Annotated in this window: 13 protein-coding genes and 1 pseudogene; 10 read left to right on the plus strand and 4 right to left on the minus strand. The window is 69.1% G+C overall.

Going from position 1 to position 17500, the window contains the following annotated elements; genetic code table 11:
- Positions 1 to 303: 303 nt before the first annotated feature.
- From DRB96_RS05290 to DRB96_RS42685, 6 genes and pseudogenes are all read left to right on the plus strand, one after another.
- Positions 304 to 1785 carry a non-reducing end alpha-L-arabinofuranosidase family hydrolase gene (locus DRB96_RS05290; RefSeq protein WP_112447161.1) on the plus strand — a complete coding sequence of 494 codons (1482 nt, stop codon included), beginning with the start codon at positions 304 to 306 and terminating at the stop codon, positions 1783 to 1785.
- A gap of 1028 nt (positions 1786 to 2813) precedes the next feature.
- Positions 2814 to 4712 carry a family 43 glycosylhydrolase gene (locus DRB96_RS05295; RefSeq protein ID WP_239516025.1) on the plus strand — a complete coding sequence of 633 codons (1899 nt, stop codon included), beginning with the start codon at positions 2814 to 2816 and terminating at the stop codon, positions 4710 to 4712.
- Between the two features lie 296 nt (positions 4713 to 5008).
- Positions 5009 to 6616 (plus strand): annotated as a pseudogene (locus DRB96_RS05300) (glycoside hydrolase 43 family protein); the annotation flags it as partial.
- A gap of 24 nt (positions 6617 to 6640) precedes the next feature.
- Positions 6641 to 7084: an RICIN domain-containing protein gene (locus DRB96_RS44270; RefSeq protein ID WP_275432065.1), complete on the plus strand. Its 444-nt coding sequence runs from the start codon at positions 6641 to 6643 to the stop codon at positions 7082 to 7084.
- Positions 7085 to 7632: 548 nt separating this feature from the next.
- A complete protein-coding gene (locus DRB96_RS05305) occupies positions 7633 to 9330 on the plus strand; it encodes an LPXTG cell wall anchor domain-containing protein (RefSeq protein WP_239516026.1) in 1698 nt (565 codons plus the stop codon).
- A gap of 265 nt (positions 9331 to 9595) precedes the next feature.
- Positions 9596 to 9712: a prealbumin-like fold domain-containing protein gene (locus DRB96_RS42685; protein ID WP_162688478.1), complete on the plus strand. Its 117-nt coding sequence runs from the start codon at positions 9596 to 9598 to the stop codon at positions 9710 to 9712.
- Positions 9713 to 9926: 214 nt separating this feature from the next.
- Here DRB96_RS42685 and DRB96_RS05310 read toward each other — a convergent pair whose 3' ends face one another.
- The 4 genes from DRB96_RS05310 to DRB96_RS05325 form a co-directional block, all read right to left on the minus strand.
- The gene (locus DRB96_RS05310; RefSeq protein WP_112447164.1) at positions 9927 to 11324 is read right to left on the minus strand and encodes a glycoside hydrolase family 43 protein; all 1398 of its coding nucleotides are present in this window, start codon (positions 11322 to 11324) and stop codon (positions 9927 to 9929) included.
- A gap of 300 nt (positions 11325 to 11624) precedes the next feature.
- The gene (locus DRB96_RS05315; RefSeq protein ID WP_112447166.1) at positions 11625 to 11819 is read right to left on the minus strand and encodes a hypothetical protein; all 195 of its coding nucleotides are present in this window, start codon (positions 11817 to 11819) and stop codon (positions 11625 to 11627) included.
- 49 nt (positions 11820 to 11868) lie between these two features.
- A complete protein-coding gene (locus tag DRB96_RS05320) occupies positions 11869 to 12852 on the minus strand; it encodes an NADPH:quinone reductase (RefSeq protein ID WP_112447168.1) in 984 nt (327 codons plus the stop codon).
- A 20-nt stretch (positions 12853 to 12872) separates the two neighbouring features.
- Positions 12873 to 13460, minus strand: coding sequence for a PadR family transcriptional regulator (locus DRB96_RS05325; protein ID WP_112447170.1), 588 nt, complete (start codon positions 13458 to 13460; stop codon positions 12873 to 12875).
- A 287-nt stretch (positions 13461 to 13747) separates the two neighbouring features.
- Between DRB96_RS05325 and DRB96_RS05330 the strand changes: the two genes are divergently transcribed.
- From DRB96_RS05330 to DRB96_RS05345, 4 genes are all read left to right on the plus strand, one after another.
- On the plus strand, positions 13748 to 14140 hold the full coding sequence (locus DRB96_RS05330; RefSeq protein WP_239516027.1) for an ester cyclase: 393 nt from the start codon (positions 13748 to 13750) through the stop codon (positions 14138 to 14140).
- A 70-nt stretch (positions 14141 to 14210) separates the two neighbouring features.
- The gene (locus tag DRB96_RS05335) at positions 14211 to 15551 is read left to right on the plus strand and encodes an MFS transporter (RefSeq protein ID WP_112447174.1); all 1341 of its coding nucleotides are present in this window, start codon (positions 14211 to 14213) and stop codon (positions 15549 to 15551) included.
- Between the two features lie 682 nt (positions 15552 to 16233).
- Entirely contained in the window at positions 16234 to 16728 is a 495-nt protein-coding gene (locus tag DRB96_RS05340; RefSeq protein ID WP_112447177.1) for a MarR family transcriptional regulator, read from the plus strand.
- A 120-nt stretch (positions 16729 to 16848) separates the two neighbouring features.
- Positions 16849 to 17493: a DsbA family protein gene (locus tag DRB96_RS05345; protein ID WP_112447179.1), complete on the plus strand. Its 645-nt coding sequence runs from the start codon at positions 16849 to 16851 to the stop codon at positions 17491 to 17493.
- Positions 17494 to 17500: the final 7 nt, after the last annotated feature.

A 17500-nucleotide genomic window follows, 5' to 3' on the forward strand; every position in this document is an offset into this window, starting at 1 on the left:
GCTGCAGGATTTCCACATCGCGGCCCACTGCCTGAAAAGCGAGCTCCTGGACGCCTGGTGGCTCCGCTGGCGTGACGGCTCCCTGGCCGCAGCCGTCACGACCGGCCGTCAGCTGGAACGGCTGAAGGCCGGAGACCTCTCCCACCTCGACCACGGCGAAGTGTCGCGACTGGAGCGTCCGGAGCACCAACGCTTCGGCATGTGCGGCCGCCTTCACACCTATCCCGTCCCCGACCGCCCAATACGGCCGTTCCGCGGTCCGTCGGGGTCACCTCACCCCCACCTCCCGAAGGAGCCCTTCTGATGTGGTTTCGCCATCCCTCCCCGGTCCACCTGAGACGACGTCTGCTCGCCGTGCTCGCGCCCTTGCTGCTCCTGGCCACCTTCCTCAGTGTCCAGCCCGCCAGCGCGGCGACCGTCGACCCCAACGCCTCCTACGTGCTGGTCAACCGCAACAGCGGCAAGGCCCTGGACGTCTACAACCTGGCGACCGGCGACGGCGCCCGCATCACCCAGTGGACCCGGAACGATCAGAACCAGCAGCAGTGGCAGTTCGTCGACTCCGGCGGCGGTAACTACCGCATCAAGTCCCGCCACTCCGGCAAGGTGCTGGACGTCCAGAACGGTTCCACCGCGAACGGCGCCTCGATCGTCCAGTGGGCCGACGCGAACGGGACCAACCAGCAGTGGCGGCTGGCCGACAGCTCGGACGGCTACGTGAGGCTCATCGCGCGCCACAGCAACAAGGCTCTCGAGGTACAAGGCGGGTCCACCGCCGACAACGCGAACGTCGTCCAGTACGACGACTGGGGCGGCACCAACCAGCAGTGGCAGCTCGTCAAGGTCGGTGCCGGCAACCCCGGTGCGTGCGCTCTTCCGTCGACATACCGCTGGACCTCGACGGGCGCACTGGCGCAGCCCAAGGCCGGGTGGGCGTCGCTCAAGGACTTCACCGTCGCTCCCTACAACGGCAAGCATCTCGTCTATGCGACGACGCACGGCGCCGCGGGAACGGGAACGGGCTGGGGTTCGATGAACTTCGGCCTGTTCACCAACTGGTCGGAGATGGCCTCGGCCAGCCAGAACACGATGTCGAACTCCGTCGTCGCGCCCACGCTCTTCTACTTCGCGCCGAAGAACATCTGGGTGCTCGCCTACCAGTGGGGAGGCGGGAGCGCCTTCTCCTACCGGACGTCGAGCGACCCGTCCAACCCCAATGGCTGGTCCTCACAGCAGGTGCTCTTCACCGGAAGCATCACCGGCTCCACCACAGGCCCCATCGACCAGACGCTCATCGCCGACGGCACGAACATGTACCTGTTCTTCGCCGGTGACAACGGCAAGATCTACCGGGCCAGCATGCCGATCGGGAACTTCCCGAGCAGTTTCGGCTCGAACTACACGACGATCATGAGCGATACGGCGGACAACCTGTTCGAAGCCCCGCAGGTCTACAAGCTCCAGGGCCAGGACCGCTACCTCATGCTCGTCGAGGCGAGGGGCTCGCAGGGCCGCTACTTCCGCTCGTTCACGGCCACCAGCCTGAACGGCTCATGGACACCCCAGGCCGCGACCGAGAGCAACTCCTTCGCCGGTAAGGCCAACAGCGGCGTCACCTGGACCAACGACATCAGCCATGGCGAACTGATCCGCACCAGCGCCGATCAGACCTTCACCGTCGATCCCTGCAACCTGCAGTTCCTCTACCAGGGACGCGACCCCAACTCCGGCGGCGAATACGGCCAATGGCCCTACCGGCCGGGTCTGCTGACACGGCAGCGCTAACGACGTGACACGGGTCCGGCTCCGGACCGGAGCCGGCGTGGCGGGCTCGGCGGAAGGCTGAGCCCGCCCGGGTCACGCGAAGAGAAGAGCCAGCGTGCCGGTCCCAGGCGCCAGGACGTAGGGGCCGCCGTTCCGCCGCTGCCGGCGCCTGCTTCGTAGGCACTGCCTCCGCGGCCCCCGTTCGCGGTCACGGTGATGCCGTTGACGGTGATGCTGGTGTCGCCGCCGTCGCTTCCGGCCTGTCCTGCCGCTCCCTGCTGAGATGTCCGTCACGACAGGCAGTCCAGGCTCCCCAACCGGGGGCCCTGAAACCGCCTGCGCACAGGATGAGGAACCCCAGCCGATGCGCGGCTGGGGTTCCTCGGTGCGGTGAGTATCGGTCAGCAGGTGGAGTTGCCCACGCCGTAAACCGCTCGTCTACACGTCGGCGGACCGCACCACATCGCGATCACCGTGGATCAGGCGGGTCAGCGCTGCAGGGTGAGCAGGCCCGGCCGGTACGGCAACTCACGTCCGTCCCGTCAGCAACTTTGACAGGACGAGATTCGGATGACGCCTCAGTGACGGACAGGTTTCGACGCGGGTACTTGACGGCCTCTCATGTGCCGTGGTTTTCTCCCTGCAACACACCGGATGTTCGACTTTCAAGTTGTTAGCGCTAACAATACGCCGGAGGCCCGGCATCCCCACCCCGCAGGGGTCACGTCTTGCCGCCACCCCGGACAAACAGTCCGTTCGCGCAGTTCAGCGCACCAACCCAGATGACCAACCGCCCCGATGCGGGACGCGGTCACCGGCCCGGACGGCCGAAAGGCAGCACGATGGCCGACACCACCAACTCCCGTGCAGGCAGCGGCCGCCCGCCCGGCATCCGAGTAGGCGAAGACGGTCTGACGGTCGCCAGCGCTCGGCGGCTCCGTCCGCATCGCACGGTTCGCACGGACCACACCCCGAGCGCAGCAACGTCCCTCCTCCGCATCTGACCAGCTGCTCAGTCCCCGACGCGCAGCACCAGGAAGGATCACACCATGGCCAGTACCGCCGTCCACAGGGCAACGGCTCACCCGACCGCAGTGAGGTCACCCGCCGCCGGTACGAGCCTCGCCCGGGCAGCCTGGGTGCTGATGATCCTCATATTGGCGTTCGTCGTCCTTCCCGCCGCGGTGCATCCCACGGCGGCCAGGGCCGACAACCCGATCGTGCAGCACGTCTACACCGCCGACCCTGCCCCACTGGTGCACAACGGGCGGGTCTACCTCTACACCGGGCACGACGAGGACACCTCCACCTCCTCCTTCGTGATGAATGACTGGCGGGTGTGGTCCTCCGCCGACATGGTCAACTGGACCGACCACGGCTCACCGCTCAGCCTGAACACCTTCAGCTGGGCGGGTGCCAACGCGTGGGCGGGCCAGGCTGTCGAACGGGACGGCAAGTTCTACTGGTACGTGCCGGTGTCGGTCCGGGCGACCGGCCAATTCGCCATCGGCGTGGCGGTGTCGGACAGCCCCACCGGCCCGTTCCGGGACGCCCTCGGCCACCCGCTGGTGGAGAACAGCGAGATCGACCCGACCGTCTTCATCGACGACGACGGCCAGGCCTACCTGTACTGGGGCAACCCGAACCTTTGGTACGTCAAGCTGAACGCGGACATGACGTCCTACGCAGGCAGCCCCGTCAGAATTCCGCTCACCACCGAGGGCTTCGGGTCCCGCACCGACAACCCCGACCGTCCCACGCTGTACGAAGAAGCACCATGGGTCTACAAGCGGAACGGCCTGTACTACATGGTGTATGCCGCCAAGTGCTGCTCGGAGTTCATCGCCTACTCCACGGCACCCAGCCCGACCGGACCGTGGACCTACCGTGGAACAGTCATGCCCGCCCAGGGCAACAGCTTCACCAACCACGCGGGCATCGTGGACTTTCAGGGCAACTCGTATTTCTTCTATCACAACGGCGCCCTCCCGGGCGGCGGCGGCTTCACCCGCTCGGTCGCAGTGGAGAAGTTTTCCTACAACGCTGACGGAACGATCCCGACGATCAATATGACGACGGCCGGGGCGCCGCAGGCCGGCACGCTCGATCCTTATGTCCGCCAGGAAGCCGAGTCCATCGCGTGGGGCAGCGGCATCGAAACCGAACCCTCCAGCGAGGGCGGGATGAACATCAGCTGGATTGAAAACGGCGATTACATCAAGGTCAAGGGCGTGGCATTCGGCACCGGTGCCGGCTCGTTCACCGCCAGGGTGGCCTCAAACACCAGCGGCGGCCGAGTTGAGCTGCACCTGGACAGTGCTACTGGGCCGACGGCCGGGACCTGCACGGTGTCGGGCACCGGAGGCTGGCAGACCTGGAGCACGGTCTCGTGCCCTGTCACCGGTGCGACCGGGACCCACGATCTGTACCTGAGCTTCGCCGGTGGCAGCGGGTACCTGTTCAACATGAACTGGTGGCAGTTCACCACCGGCCAGCCCGCCTTCTCGTCAACCGCCGTCGCCCAGCACAGCGGGCACTGCCTGGACGACCCCAACCAGAGCACCGCCGACGGCACTCAGTACCGGCAGTACACCTGCGGCGCCGGTGAGGAGCAGCGGTTCGACTTCCGCCCGGTGCCAGGGGTGGCGGACACCTACTCCCTGGTGAACCGCCACAGCGGCAAGTGCCTCGACATCCGCGGTGTCTCCACCGCCGACGGCGCGGCGGTCCACCAGTGGACCTGCCACGGCGACACGAACCAGCAGTTCACGCTGCGGCATGTCGCCGCCAACGACTACCAGCTCGTCGCGGTGCACAGCGGCAAGTGCGTGGACGTCAGCGGGATCTCCACCGCCGTCGGAGCATTGGTCCACCAGTGGACCTGTGACTCCGCCAGTGCCCTGGCCACCAAGAAGAACCAGGTCTGGCGCCTGACCGGCAAGAGCTGAACCAACACGGGGTCGGGCCCGGTCCGGTAACCCGGTGCCCGACCCTGTCCAGTGCCTTTGCGCGACGGCTTCATCTCGCCGCCCGGCCTGGGTCAGCCCTCGGTCCCCTTGCTCGTTCCGATGCGGAACGTTCGCTACCCCTTGGTGACCTCTTGCAGACAGAAATGACAAACACTCTGGCTGCTCCTGCACATGCTGAGGGACGCCCAGATCACCCCCTGCACGGTTCGTCCTCGGAAATGTTAACGCTCACACTTCGGCTCTCGGTCCCCCACGCGTGAGGAAGCTGATCTCGTATGTCCTGGCTCCAACACCCCCACAGCCGACGGAAAGTCATGGCGGCCACCGTCGGCCTGGTCGCGGGCACCACGCTGCCGGTGATAGGCGCGAGCGCGGCGGCGGCCACGACGGCCCAGCAGGAGCGGTTCACCAACCCGGTGATCTGGCAGGACTTCGCCGACCTCGAGGTCATCCGCGTCGGCGACGCTTACTACTACACCGGCTCGACCATGCACTTCTCGCCGGGCGCGCCCGTCCTGCGCTCCTACGACCTGGTCAACTGGGAGTTCATCGGCCACTCGGTGCCGGTCCTCGACTTCGGCGACGCGTACGACCTCAACGGCGGACGGGCGTACGTCCAGGGCATCTATGCGTCCTCGATGCGCCACCGCCCCAGCGACGGGACCTTCTACTGGCTGGGCCAGACCGGCGGGCAGCGGTCGTACGTATACAGAGCCACCAACGCGGCGGGCCCCTGGACCCGGCACGCCGCGATCGGCAGCAATTACTACGACGCGGGACTGCTCTTCGACGACGACGGCACCCCGTACGTGGCGTACGGCGCCAACGAGATCCGCGTCGCGCAGCTCTCCCCGGACATGCGCACCGAGGTCAGGTCCGAGCACGTGCTCACCAAGCCCGACGAGATCCACTATATGGAGGGCTCCCGCTTCTACAAGATCAACGGGAACTACTACATCTTCGTCACCCGCCCGCCCAACGGCCAGTACATCTGGAAATCCACATCAGGCCCCTTCGGCCCGTACAAGATGCGGGAGGTGCTGTTGGACCTGCCCGGCCCGATCCCCGGCGGCGGCATACCGCACCAGGGCTCGCTGGTCGACACCCCGAACGGCGACTGGTACTACGTGGGCTTCATCGACGCCTATCCCGGCGGCCGCGTCCCCGCCCTGGCCCCGGTCACCTGGAACGCCGAGGGCTGGCCCGAGCTCCAGACCGTCAACGGCACGTGGGGCGAGACATACCCCTACCCGGTCACCCCGCACCCGCTCCCGCCGATGACCGGCGCCGACACCTTCCGGGGAACGGCGCTGGCGCCGTACTGGGAGTGGAACCACAACCCCGACACCGCCGCGTTCACCGTCAACAACGGGCTCACCCTCAGGACCGCCACCGTCACCGACGACCTCTACAGCGCCCGTAACACCCTCACCCGCCGCATCCAGGGCCCGGCCTCCACCGCGACCGTCGTGCTCGACTGCTCCGGGATGGCGGACGGCGACCGGGCCGGGCTGGCGATGCTGCGGGACTCCTCCGCCTGGATCGGTGTCACGCGGCAGGGCGGCGTCAGCAGGCTGGTGATGGTCGACGGCCTGACCATGGACGCCAGCTGGAACACCAGCAGCACCGGCACCGAGCAGGCCCGCGCCGACCTCCCCGCGTCCGGCAGCCGCGTCTGGCTGCGCGCCGCCGCCGACATCAGCCCGGGGCCGGGCCGTCAGGCGACGTTCTCCTACAGCACCGACGGCACCACCTTCACCCGGCTCGGCCCGGCCTTCACCATGAGCGAGAGGCCTCATTTCTTCATGGGCTACCGCTTCGCCGTCTTCAACCATGCCACCCGGGCCCTCGGCGGCGGAGTGCTGGTGGAACGCTTCGAGTTGCGCGCGCACGCGCCGGCGGCCCCTGTGGACACCAACGCCTGGTACGTCATGGTCAACCGCAACAGCGGCAAGGCACTGGACGTGGCGGGCGTGAGCTCCGCGGACGGCGCCGCCCTCACGCAGTGGGCCCGGTACGACGGGCCCAACCAGCAGTTCCAGTTCGTGGACTCCGGTGGCGGCTACTACCAGTTGAAGGCGAGGCACTCCGGCAAGCTGCTGGACGTCTCCGGCTGGTCGACGGCCGACAACGCCGCCATCCACCAGTGGAGCGACCACGGTGGCGTGAACCAGCAGTTCCGGTTGGTGGACTCACCGGACGGATACGTCCGGTTGATCAACCGCAACAGCGGGAAGGCCGTCGAGGTACCGGGCTTCTCCTCCGCCGACGGGACCGGCATCGTCCAGTATTCGGACTGGGGCGGAGTGAACCAGCAGTGGAAGCTCGTCCGCGTCGGCTCCACGGGCTAGTCCTCCTGCTGACACCGGTATCCGGTTCAAGCCCACCGAAACTCCCCCTGCCTGCTGCGCAAGGGGAGTTTCGGTGGCAGCCCGCGGCGGCCGCCGCCGGGTGCGGCCGGTCGCCGGGGTCGGACGGGAGCGGGGGAGGAGTTGTCACCCGGGCCCAACGAGCGGCACCACCGGTGGCGTCACGCGGTGGTGGACGGGAACAAGCTGTCCAGCGCCAGGACGGGCACCTACTGATGGACGCTCCGAGGTGGCGCTCTTGGCCGCGGCCCCGGCGGCAAGGACCAGCCCGGGCGTGTCACGGGGCCACCGGGTCCGGTGAGACGGTGCGACCGCGTCTCGGCGAAAGATGTTTGAAACGGCAACCCTTCCGCTCCGGCCGGCCACTTAGGGGTGTACCGACGAGGGCGAGCCGTGATCAGCGGCCCTACACCCTCTGTGTCAACACCCGATCGGAGCCCCACATGTCACCAGGCAACCCGAGATCCCCCGAGCAGCCGATGCCTCGGGATCGCACGCCCCGCCGTAGCCGGATTCTCCGGCATTTGGTCGTGGGGGCGGTGGCGGTGCTCGCCGCCTCGGCCGGTGTCGGCGCCCTGGCGCCCAGCGCGGGCGCCGCGCCGACCGTCCGCATCAGTGTGGATGCCGGTACCTCCTTGGGCACGGTGCCCAGAAGTGGTGTCGGCCTCAACACGGGCTTCGGCGACGAGCACATGGGGGACCCCAAGGTGACATCGCTGATGAAGGCCGCGGGAGTCCGGCAACTGCGCTATCCCGGCGGCTCCGGCGCGGACGACTACCACTGGAAGACCCACACCTCCGGCGACGGCAGCGGCTGGATCCCCTCCAACACCAACTTCGACCACTTCATGGCCACCGCGAAGAAGGTCGGCGCCCAGCCGATCCTGACCGCGAACTACGGTTCCGGCACCCCCCAGGAGGCCGCCGACTGGGTCAAGTACGCCAACGTCGACAAAGGTTACGGCGTGAAGTACTGGGAGATCGGCAACGAGGTCTACGGCAACGGGCACTACGGCAACGGCAAGGGCTGGGAAACCGACACCCACGCCGACAAGAGCCCGAAGGAGTACGGAAAGAACCTGGTCGCCTACTCGAAGGCGATGAAGGCCGTGGACCCGAAGGTGAAGATCGGAGCGGTGCTCACCACCCCCGGTGGTTGGCCGGACAAGGAGAAGGCTCCCGGTGACAGCGCCGACTGGAACCACACGGTGCTCTCCATCGCGGCAAGCTCGATCGACTTCGTCATCGTCCACTGGTATCCGGGCGGCACCACCACGGCCGACCTGCTGAACACCCCCTCGCGGATCGCCGGTGCCACGTCCTCGCTGCGCTCGCTGATCGCCAAGTACGCGGGCTCGCGCGCCGCTTCGGTGGAGATCGCGGTCACCGAGACCGACGCCGTCGGCTCGCCCGCCTTGACCAGCCAGGCCGCGGCCCTGTTCGCGCCGGACACCTACATGACCTGGTTCGAGCAGGGTGCCACCCACGTGGACTGGTGGAACCTGCACAACGGCTCGGGCGAAGCACCCACCACCGTCCACGGCGAGACCGACTACCGGGACGGGGGCATTCTCTCCGCTGGAACCTGCGCCGGGGGGAAGTGCCAACCGCCGCGCGACACGCCCTTCCCCACCTACTGGGGCATCCGCTCGCTGACCGCACTGGCGCAGCCCGGCGACACCATGGTCAAGTCGTCCTCGGGCAACTCGTCGGTTGCCGTGCACGCGGTGCGGAGCGGCAACGGCGGTCTGAACGTCATGCTGATCAACAAGAGCCCGCAGAACGCGGCGCCGGTGTCGCTCTCGTACGCCGGATTCACCCCGGCCGCCGGGGCGGTCACGACCGTTTCGTATGCCAAGGGAGATACTGCCCTGACGACGGCGAAGCGGGGTACGGCGGTCGCACAGACGCTGCCGCCGTATTCGATCACGACTCTTCAGCTGAAGCCCGCGTCGGGGACCGCCGGCGCTGCCAAGCCGACGCCCGCCCCCACGCCGACCGCCGCCACGCCGGTTGTTACCGCCTCCGGCACGACCGGCACCCGTGCGCAGGCGGAGCGCGGCGTACCCGTCGGCCAGCCGACCCCGGGCAGCACGTCCGGCGGCCTGGCTTCCACCGGGGTGAGCAACACCATCACCTACAGCGCCCTCGGTGGCCTGCTGGTCATCGTCGCCGGCAGCGTGCTGGTGCTTCGCGGACGTCGCCGCGGGGCTTTGCGCGGGAAGTGAGACCGCGTGAGTGACCGACGGCCCGGCAGCAACGCCACCCACCCGTGGCGCGCGCCGGGCCGTCGGCCTCCGCGCCGGCGTCGGCGGTCACGGGACGAGACCGGGTCGGTGCTGTTCGCAGACTCCACCGATGCCACCATGCGGGGCATCTAACGGAACTGGCGCCACGTGTGGCGCACCGCAGGAGGCAGCGCCGATCGCTGCGCCCCACCCCGCTGCTGATCTCCGGCCTTCTGTAGACCGGTAGCGCCGCCCGGACACGTCCGTGGGCGCCACCTGCACCACCGGCGCCGACGGTGTCTGCACCGCGACCGTCCCGCTGGGGAGCTACTACTGGCAGGAGACCAAAGCACCGCACCGCCGGGAGCACTCCCATTCGTAGGCACATGAAGCCGGCCCCGCGCGGTGCGCGTCAAGCCACGCACCCGCGTTCACCTTCCGTAACCGGACCTCCCCCTGCCCCACCGCGTACGGTCGACGGGCCCGTCCTGGGCGATCTCCCCACGGACATCGCCTGGTCCCTTCGGGTTCACCCCGAGGGGACCGGGCCGGCGTTTCCCAACGGCCGTGAAGCCAAAGGCCCGAGCCGACCCCCGTCAGTAGCCGACGTGGAAGGTGGCGTCGGCCTTCTCCGTGGTGGTGGCGATCGGGTCGATGCGCAGGACGTAGCCGGTGTGCCGGATGTAATGCGTCGGGAAGTTGTGCGAACGGAAGGACGACCAGGAGGAGTCGGCCAGGCCGGCGGTCCTTTGGAACGTGGCGTCCGCGGCGAAGGTCGCGGTGCCGTCGTTCTCTTCCAGCCGCAGGTCGTAGTTGGAGTGCCGCAGGTAGCGGGTCGGGAAGTTGACCGACTGGAAGGACACGCCCGCGCTGTCGGCCAGGCCGCGTACGAGTTTCCACTGCGAGTCGGTGTACGGGTCGAACGGGTAGACATCGATCCGGCCGACGGAGTTGGCATGACGGACGTAACGGTCGGGGTAGTTGTAGGACTTCAGCCGGTTCCAGGCGGGGCTGCCCCACTTCGCCACGAGGTTGTCGTACTCACTCGTGGTGATCGTCGCGATGGTGCAGTGCTTGGAGTTGAGCGGCTGGGTGTAGAGGCGCTGGTCGAGCGGGGTCCAGGTGCCGGCGGCGAGGTCGTTGCTCTGCCAGGCGTAGAAGACGCCGTTCGGCGAGTAGGTGTCGCCCCACAGGTACCAGGATCCGGAGGTCAGGGATTTCACCAGGGTCGGCGCCTCGGTGGCACCGTGAGCGGCCGCCGTGCTGAAGGGCGTGAAGCTGCCCGGATTGAGGGTGGTCGACCGCGCGCCGACCAGGGCCTCGTCCCTCTTGTGGTAGAGGTAGTTGACCCCGTTGACGCCCACGGCCAGATTGCCGTCGATGATGTCGTAGCCGGGATCGAAGAAAACCTGCGGGGGCGACACCGTCTGGAAGTCGGTGGTGTAGTTCACCATGATCACGCCGTGGCCGCTGGCATTGACGGACGAGTAGATGATCCCGTACGCGCCCCGGCCGGCGTCCCAGAACGTCTCGGGCGCCCAGCTGTGGGTGATCATGTCGTGCAGCTTGAGGCGTCGGTATCCCGTGAGGCTGCGCAGGTCCGCGGAGTCCCAGACGTGGATGTACTGACTGTTGTAGCCCCAGTCGAAGCCCTTGAGGTCGGTGGCGAGTACGACGAAGGTGCCGTCCTGCTTGCGCATGATGAACGGATCACGCAGGCCGCCCGCACCCTCGGTCGGGGTCACCACGGGGTTGTTCTGGTTGAGCGGCATCCAGCGCAGGCCGTCGGTGCTGACGGCCAAGTGCAGGCCGTAGTTGGCGTCCAGCAAGGCCGCGGACTCGGTGAAGTAGCCCATGACGTAGGCCGCGTCGGCAGCGTAGGCGGGCCGCGCGCCCAGGGCCAGCGTGCCGCTCAGGGCCAGCGGGACGGTGGCGGCCATACCGAGGAACAGGCGTCGCGACGGGTGGGGGCCGGGGCCGGTTGTTGCGGTCATTTGCGCTCCAGGGTGCGTGGGGGCGGGCGGCCGTTCTCGGCAGGCACGGCATGCACCGTCGCAGTGCTGGGCGGGGGCGCCCGGACCACGGGATGCAACGGGTCCCGCGGGTGGTCGCGGACGTTGCGTCCCGGGGCGGGAGGTTGCTGCCCGTTCCGTGGAGCCCAGCCCGTCGGGAGTGCGGGGACGGTGGAAGCAGGATCGAATGTTAGCGCTAACAATCAATTCAGCCAGGACACGCGGTAGATGAGAGCGGCTCGGTGGCCATCACTATGGGTCTGCCCGAGTAGCGCGTCAAGGTCACGCGCAAGGTCGTCCCGTTGCCCGGCCGGGAAGCGCGGCCCGACCCGATCCGTCGTCCCGGACGGGCACGTCGGCCTCGACGAAGCCCAGCCGCCGGTTCATGCCGATGGCCGCAGCGTTGCCCGGGTGGTGGAAGGCCCGCATCCAGTGCACGCCGTGCGAACGCGCGAAGCTGATCGCCAGAAGCTTCATCGCCGGCGCGACGCCCCTCCCTCGGTGGCCGGCCGGCACTCCGTCTGCGCTATTGGGGGATGGTGAGCAGGATGCGGCCGTGGCCACCGCCGGCGTCGACGTGGTCGTGGGCCTTGGCGATGTCGTCCAGCGGGTAGCGGTCGCCGACGGCGATGGTGAGGGCGCCGACGGCGGCGGCGGAGGTGAGGTCGCGGGCGGCCTGGCGCTTGGCCTCGGCGGGGAAGTCGTCGCTGCCGAGCAGGCGCAGGGTGACGTTGTTGAACAGCAGCGGCCAGAAGGGGATCTCGGTGCGGTCCGTGCGGGTGGCGGAGGCGGCGATGACGGCGTTGTTGGCGGCGACGGCGTTGTCGAGGTCGGCGTTGTCGGACAGGGCGACCTCGATGATCCGGTCGACCCCCTGCGGCGCGTACGAGCGGATGGCTGCGGCGGGGTCGCCGGTATCCAGGGCGACGGCGTGGGAGACGACGGCCGGGTCGACGTGGTCGAGGTCCGCGGTGCGGCGGACGGTGGCGATCACGGTGGCGCCGGCCCAGTGGGCGAGCTGGGCGGCCAGTGAGCCGACGCCGCCGAGGACTCCGTGGACCAGGACCGGTCGGCCGTCGACGGGGCCGTCGGCGAAGACGGTGCGGTGGGCGGTGATACCGGGGATGCCGAGGCTCGCCCCCAGCTCATCAGTCAGATGGTCGGGCAGAAGTACGGCTTGGTGGTCGGGTACGACGGTGTACTGAGCAGCTGTACCGAAGGGGCGGTAGGACTGGGCGCCGTATACCCAGACCCGCTGTCCGACGCGGCGGGCGTCGACTTGGGCGCCCACGGCGTCGATGACTCCGGCGGCGTCGCTGTGCGGGATCACCCGTGGGTAGGGCATGGACGAGCCGAGCCAGCCGCGCCGCTTCTTGGTGTCGCCGGGGTTGACTCCCGAGACGGTGACACGGACGCGGACCTCGCCGGGGCCGGGGGCGGGATCAGGGAGTTCACCGACGTGCAGGACATCGGCGGCGGGGCCCTGGTCGTCGTACCAGGAAGCAAGCATGGGGGTACCTCCGTGGACAGTCAGCTCGCGGGAGCGGCGGGAGCGGCGGGTGCGTGCGGATCGCTGTCGGCGCGTCCGGTGTCGAATACGGGGGCTTCGTCTCCGAGGGCTTCGCGCAGCCAGGTCCGCTCCGCGCGACTGGTGGCGCGGGCGGTGAGCAGCATGCCCCGCCGGTAGGGGTCGGCGACCTCCTCGGCACGCAGGGGCCGGTCGTGGTCGTAGAAGAAGCTCGCCGGTTCTTCCAGGAACTCCAGCCGTCTGCTCAGCACCGCGTGCTGTTCGGCTGCGTCGGGCAGGTGGGAGAGGAATGCCAGGACGATGTAGAACCGGGTGAAGTCGGTGATCTCGTGGTCGGCGGGCTCGCGCAGACGCTGAAGCATGTCGGCCCGTCCGGCCGCGGTCAGGCTGAGCACGTACCGGGCCGCCCCCGCGGCCGGGTCGGCGCGCCGCTCGATCAAGCCCGCCTTGGTCAGGCGATTGATCGCCGGATACAGGCTGCCGTCGCTGACCGGCCGCGTATAGCCGGTCAGCTGTGAGACGCGGCGGCGCAGCTCGTGTCCGGGCAGGGGTCCCTCGGCGAGGAAGCCGAGTATCGCGAGTTCCAGCATGAGTCCATCTTCGCACAGGTGCATCGAATCGATGTGAACATCGATTCGATGTTACGCTCGTAGGTACCCGCCCAAACGTTTCTGGAGAGGCACAGCTAGTGCTGTGGCCGGGAAGGTTTGCCGGGTCGCGGTGTCCGGTGCGGTGCATCGCAAGGCGGAGGGCCGCCGCTTGTACTGGACGTACTTCGGTGGTCCGACAACGCGGCGAGGTGCCGTGCCGGGCGCCGCGACCCGGTGAACCTTTCCGGTCACAGCACTAGATGCAATCGCAGTCCACCGAGTCAGTGATGAACCGCTTCGTCGAGTTCATCAACACGGGCAACGAGGATCTCGCCCGCGAGGTCATTTCTCCGGACGCGGTGTTCCACGCACCCAGCCACCCGGAACCGCTGCGGGGGCCCGATGGGTACATGGAAGTCCTCGGAATGATGCGCAGCGCCTTCCCGGACGTCCAGTGGACGCTGGAGGAGACGGTCACCGAAGGCGACACGGTCGCCGCGCGGTTCACCATGCGGGGAACCCACGACGGTGAATTCTTCGGGATCCCGGCGACCGGCAACAAGATCTCGGTGCAGGCCATGAACTTCTACTACCTGGCCGACGGCCGGATCGTCGGCGAACGGGGCCAGCCCGATCTCCTCGGGGTGATGCAGCAGATCGGCGCCGTACCGGCGCCGTGAGGCAGACAGTCGCCTCCTCCTCCCACGCAACCGTCCAGGTCCGCGCTGCCGCCCTCCCGCAAGGCACATCATGGAATCCCTCGCACCCCCACCGCCCGCTCAGGCGATAGCCGTCCTGCCCCGGTCCTCCATTCTGGTGGCGGCCCTGTCCACCGTCGTGGAGTGGTACGACTTCACGCTGTACCTGTACATGACCACCGTGCTGTCCCGGGTGTTCTTCGGCACCGGCTCCACCTCGCTCCTGATCACCCTGGCGGTCTTCGCCGTCGCCTACCTGATGCGCCCGCTCGGCGCGATGGCCTTCGGCCACATCGGGGACCGGCTCGGGCGCCGCAAGGTGCTGCTCGGCTCGATGGCGGTGATGACCTCCGCGATGCTGGCCACCGCCCTGCTCCCGACCCGCGACGAGATCGGCTCCGCCGCCGGGGTTCTGCTGTTGCTGCTGCGCTGTGTCATGGGCTTCGCCGTCGGTGGCGAGTACACCGGCGTCACCGCCTACCTGGTCGAAGGCGCCGCACCCCACCGGCGCGGCCTGGTCGCCTCGCTGGCCTCCGCCGCCAGCGAGATCGGTGCGCTGCTCGCCGCCGGGGTCACTGCCCTCACCGTCACCCTCGTCCCCGGTCCCGCCCTGGACGCGTGGGGGTGGCGCATCCCCTTCCTGTTCGGCGCGCTGCTCGCCACCACGGTGCTGATCGCCCGCTCCACCATGCGCGAATCCCCCGCCTTCGAGCAGCAGCCCCCGCCCGACACCAAGGGCGCGGGCCCACTGATGACCACTCTGCGCACCCAGCGCCCCGCGCTCTACCGGACGTGCGCGATCTCGGCGCTCGGCTCGGTGACGTACTACGTCGGCATCAGCTACGTCCCCACCTACCTCGGCGCGGTCAGCGGCTTCAGGGAGTCCGACGCCTTGTGGCTGTCGACCATCGCGGCCCTCGTCGTCATCGTCGTCACGCCGTTCGCGGGTGTCCTGTCCGACCGGGTCGGCCGCCGCCCCGCACTCACGCTCTTCGGTGCCCTGGCGGTGATCCTGCCGCCGGCCATGTTCGGCCTCATGACCCAGGGCAGCTTCGCCGCTGCACTGACCGGCGCGGTCGTCCTGGCCTGCGTGGCAGGCGGCATCAGCGCGGTCGCGGCCTCCGCGATCGCCGAACAGTTCCCCGTCTCCCAGCGCCTCAGCGGCCTCGCGCTCGGCGCCACCGCAGCCACCGCCCTCTTCGGCGGACTCACCCCTTACGCCTCCCAGGCCCTGGTCGACTCCACCGGCTGGGCCCTGATCCCCGGCGCCCTGGTCGCCGCCACTGCCCTGGCCGTCCTGCCCGTCCTGCGCCGCCTCCCGGAAACCGCGCCAGCCATCCGTGCACCCCGGCCCGGCCATCTCGCCCCGGAACCCGAACCCCAAGCCCGCTGAGCAGACTTCGTGCGCTGGAACAACCTCGCCGACGCCGCCGGGCCCGCCGCACTCTTCGCCCCCCGACACAGTGCATACCCGGACCTTCGACACCCCCGGAGTTCCTCGGCATCACCTTCCACGAGGTCCACGCGAAGTCGATCGCCAACCGGGTCCCGGACGGCTCCAAGCCTTCCAAGGTGCCGCTCGCATAAGTGACGCATTGCTCGATGCCAACCAGCCGCCTCGCCGTGCGTCGGTTGCCGGCCCGGAGCGGGTTCCGCGCGCGCCGAGCAGTCGTCGCGGTGACGGGCTCGACGTCGGCGGCCCCGGTCGCCCGGAACCACAAGGCGAAGTCCTGTATATGGGACCCGCTGGAGGTGGCGGTCACCCTCTGACCAGGCTCATGGATGCCCCCCCGGGGGGCACCGTTGCCCCTGCTCGCCCGAGCAGTCATCCGAGTTCCGGCCGGACGCTTTGGCGGAGTTCTGCGTAGTGCCAGGTTTCGGTGAGAGACCGCTCCTGGGCCGTTCATGACATGGATGTCGCGCGTGGGTCCTGGCTACCGTCCGTGTCACCCGCCGGACCCGCCCGGCAGTAGCCCTCCCCGGCGCCCACCTGGGAGGGCGTTGCCGGGGGCCGGGCGGCAGGGAGGGGCGATGATCGTACCGAGAGCGGAGCTGGCGAGCGAAGGGTGTGGCGGGTGGGCGAAGGTGCGGGGATCGGTTCGGCGCAGGAGGCGGCGAACGACGAGCTGGTGCTCGCGTTCGGGCGGCTGCAGGGGGCCGCGGGGCGGCTGGAGTACCTGCTCGGTGGTGCGATCGAGGAGGAGTTCGGGATCAGTCACCTGATGTACGAGGTGCTGCTGATCGTGGGACGGGCGGGCGGTTCGGGCATGTCGATGCGGGCCATCGCGCAGGAGCGGGTCCTGACCACGGGCGGGATGACCCGCCTGGTGGACCGGATGGAGGCGGCCGGCCTGGTGGTGCGCGCCGACGACCCAGCGGACCGCAGGGGCAAGCTGGTACGGCTCACCGGGCGGGGTGAGGACATCGTCGTGCGGGCCAGCCGGGTGCACGTGGAGAACATCCGCCGCCATTTCCTGGCGCCGCTGCCCGAGGAGGCGAGGGAGCAGTTCATGGAGTGCCTGCGGATCCTGTCCCACTCGGCGCGGGACGCCCTGCCCCGCCTGCGGTAGGGGGGCGGAAGCCCCGACGATGGGGGCCTTTCACCATGCGGGAATACCTGACATGGCAGATACTGTTCAGGCAGGTACATCGCTTCGGTGCGGAGCGACTCCCTCTGCGAAGGCCTCCCCATGAAACTCGTCTACGTCTTCGACGCCTACTGCGGCTGGTCCTACGGTTTTGCCCCCACCCTGGCCGAGGTCACCCTGCGCCACCCCGAACTGCCCGTCGAGGTCGTGTCGGGCGGCTTGTTCACCGGGCAGCGGGCCGTGCCGATCCGCGAGTTCGGCTACGTCCAGGGTGCGAACGCCAAGATCAGCGAGCTGACCGGTGTCGGGTTCGGGGCCGGGTACGAGCGGCTGATCGCCGACGGCTCGTTCGTCATGGACTCCCAGGACGCCGCCCGGGGCACGGCGGCGCTGCGGCAGGCGGCCCCGGAGCGGGCGGTGGAGCTGGCCATGGCCGTACAGGCCGCGTTCTACCAGGACGGCCTGAGCCTGTCCGACCCCGAGACCTTCACCCGGATCGCCGCGGCAGCCGGCCTTGATGCGCTGGAGGTCGGCTCCGCGCTCGCCGCACCGGCCACCTCCCTCGCGGCCGAGGCCGACTTCCGGCGGGCAGCAGCTCTGGGCGCGAACGCCTACCCGACCCTCCTGGTCCAGGACGGCGACCGCACCGCGGTCCTCGCCGTAGGCCACGCCGGCCCCGACAAGATCGACACCCTCCTGGAGCAGTTCGGCGCCGCCCGCACCCGGTCGGCCGCATCCGGCCGCTGAATCCCGG

This window comes from Streptomyces sp. ICC1 (assembly GCF_003287935.1).
Classification (GTDB): domain Bacteria; phylum Actinomycetota; class Actinomycetes; order Streptomycetales; family Streptomycetaceae; genus Streptomyces; species Streptomyces tritrimontium.

Coding starts and splice junctions, on each gene's coding strand:
- DRB96_RS05335 (WP_112447174.1), top strand. CDS start 14,211: ATGGAATCCCTCGCACCCCCACCGCCCGCTCAGGCGATAGCCGTCCTG.
- DRB96_RS05330 (WP_239516027.1), top strand. CDS start 13,748: ATGAACCGCTTCGTCGAGTTCATCAACACGGGCAACGAGGATCTCGCC.
- DRB96_RS05345 (WP_112447179.1), top strand. CDS start 16,849: ATGAAACTCGTCTACGTCTTCGACGCCTACTGCGGCTGGTCCTACGGT.
- DRB96_RS05295 (WP_239516025.1), top strand. CDS start 2,814: ATGGCCAGTACCGCCGTCCACAGGGCAACGGCTCACCCGACCGCAGTG.
- DRB96_RS05315 (WP_112447166.1), bottom strand. CDS start 11,819: ATGAAGCTTCTGGCGATCAGCTTCGCGCGTTCGCACGGCGTGCACTGG.
- DRB96_RS05290 (WP_112447161.1), top strand. CDS start 304: ATGTGGTTTCGCCATCCCTCCCCGGTCCACCTGAGACGACGTCTGCTC.
- DRB96_RS05310 (WP_112447164.1), bottom strand. CDS start 11,324: ATGACCGCAACAACCGGCCCCGGCCCCCACCCGTCGCGACGCCTGTTC.
- DRB96_RS05325 (WP_112447170.1), bottom strand. CDS start 13,460: ATGCTGGAACTCGCGATACTCGGCTTCCTCGCCGAGGGACCCCTGCCC.
- DRB96_RS05320 (WP_112447168.1), bottom strand. CDS start 12,852: ATGCTTGCTTCCTGGTACGACGACCAGGGCCCCGCCGCCGATGTCCTG.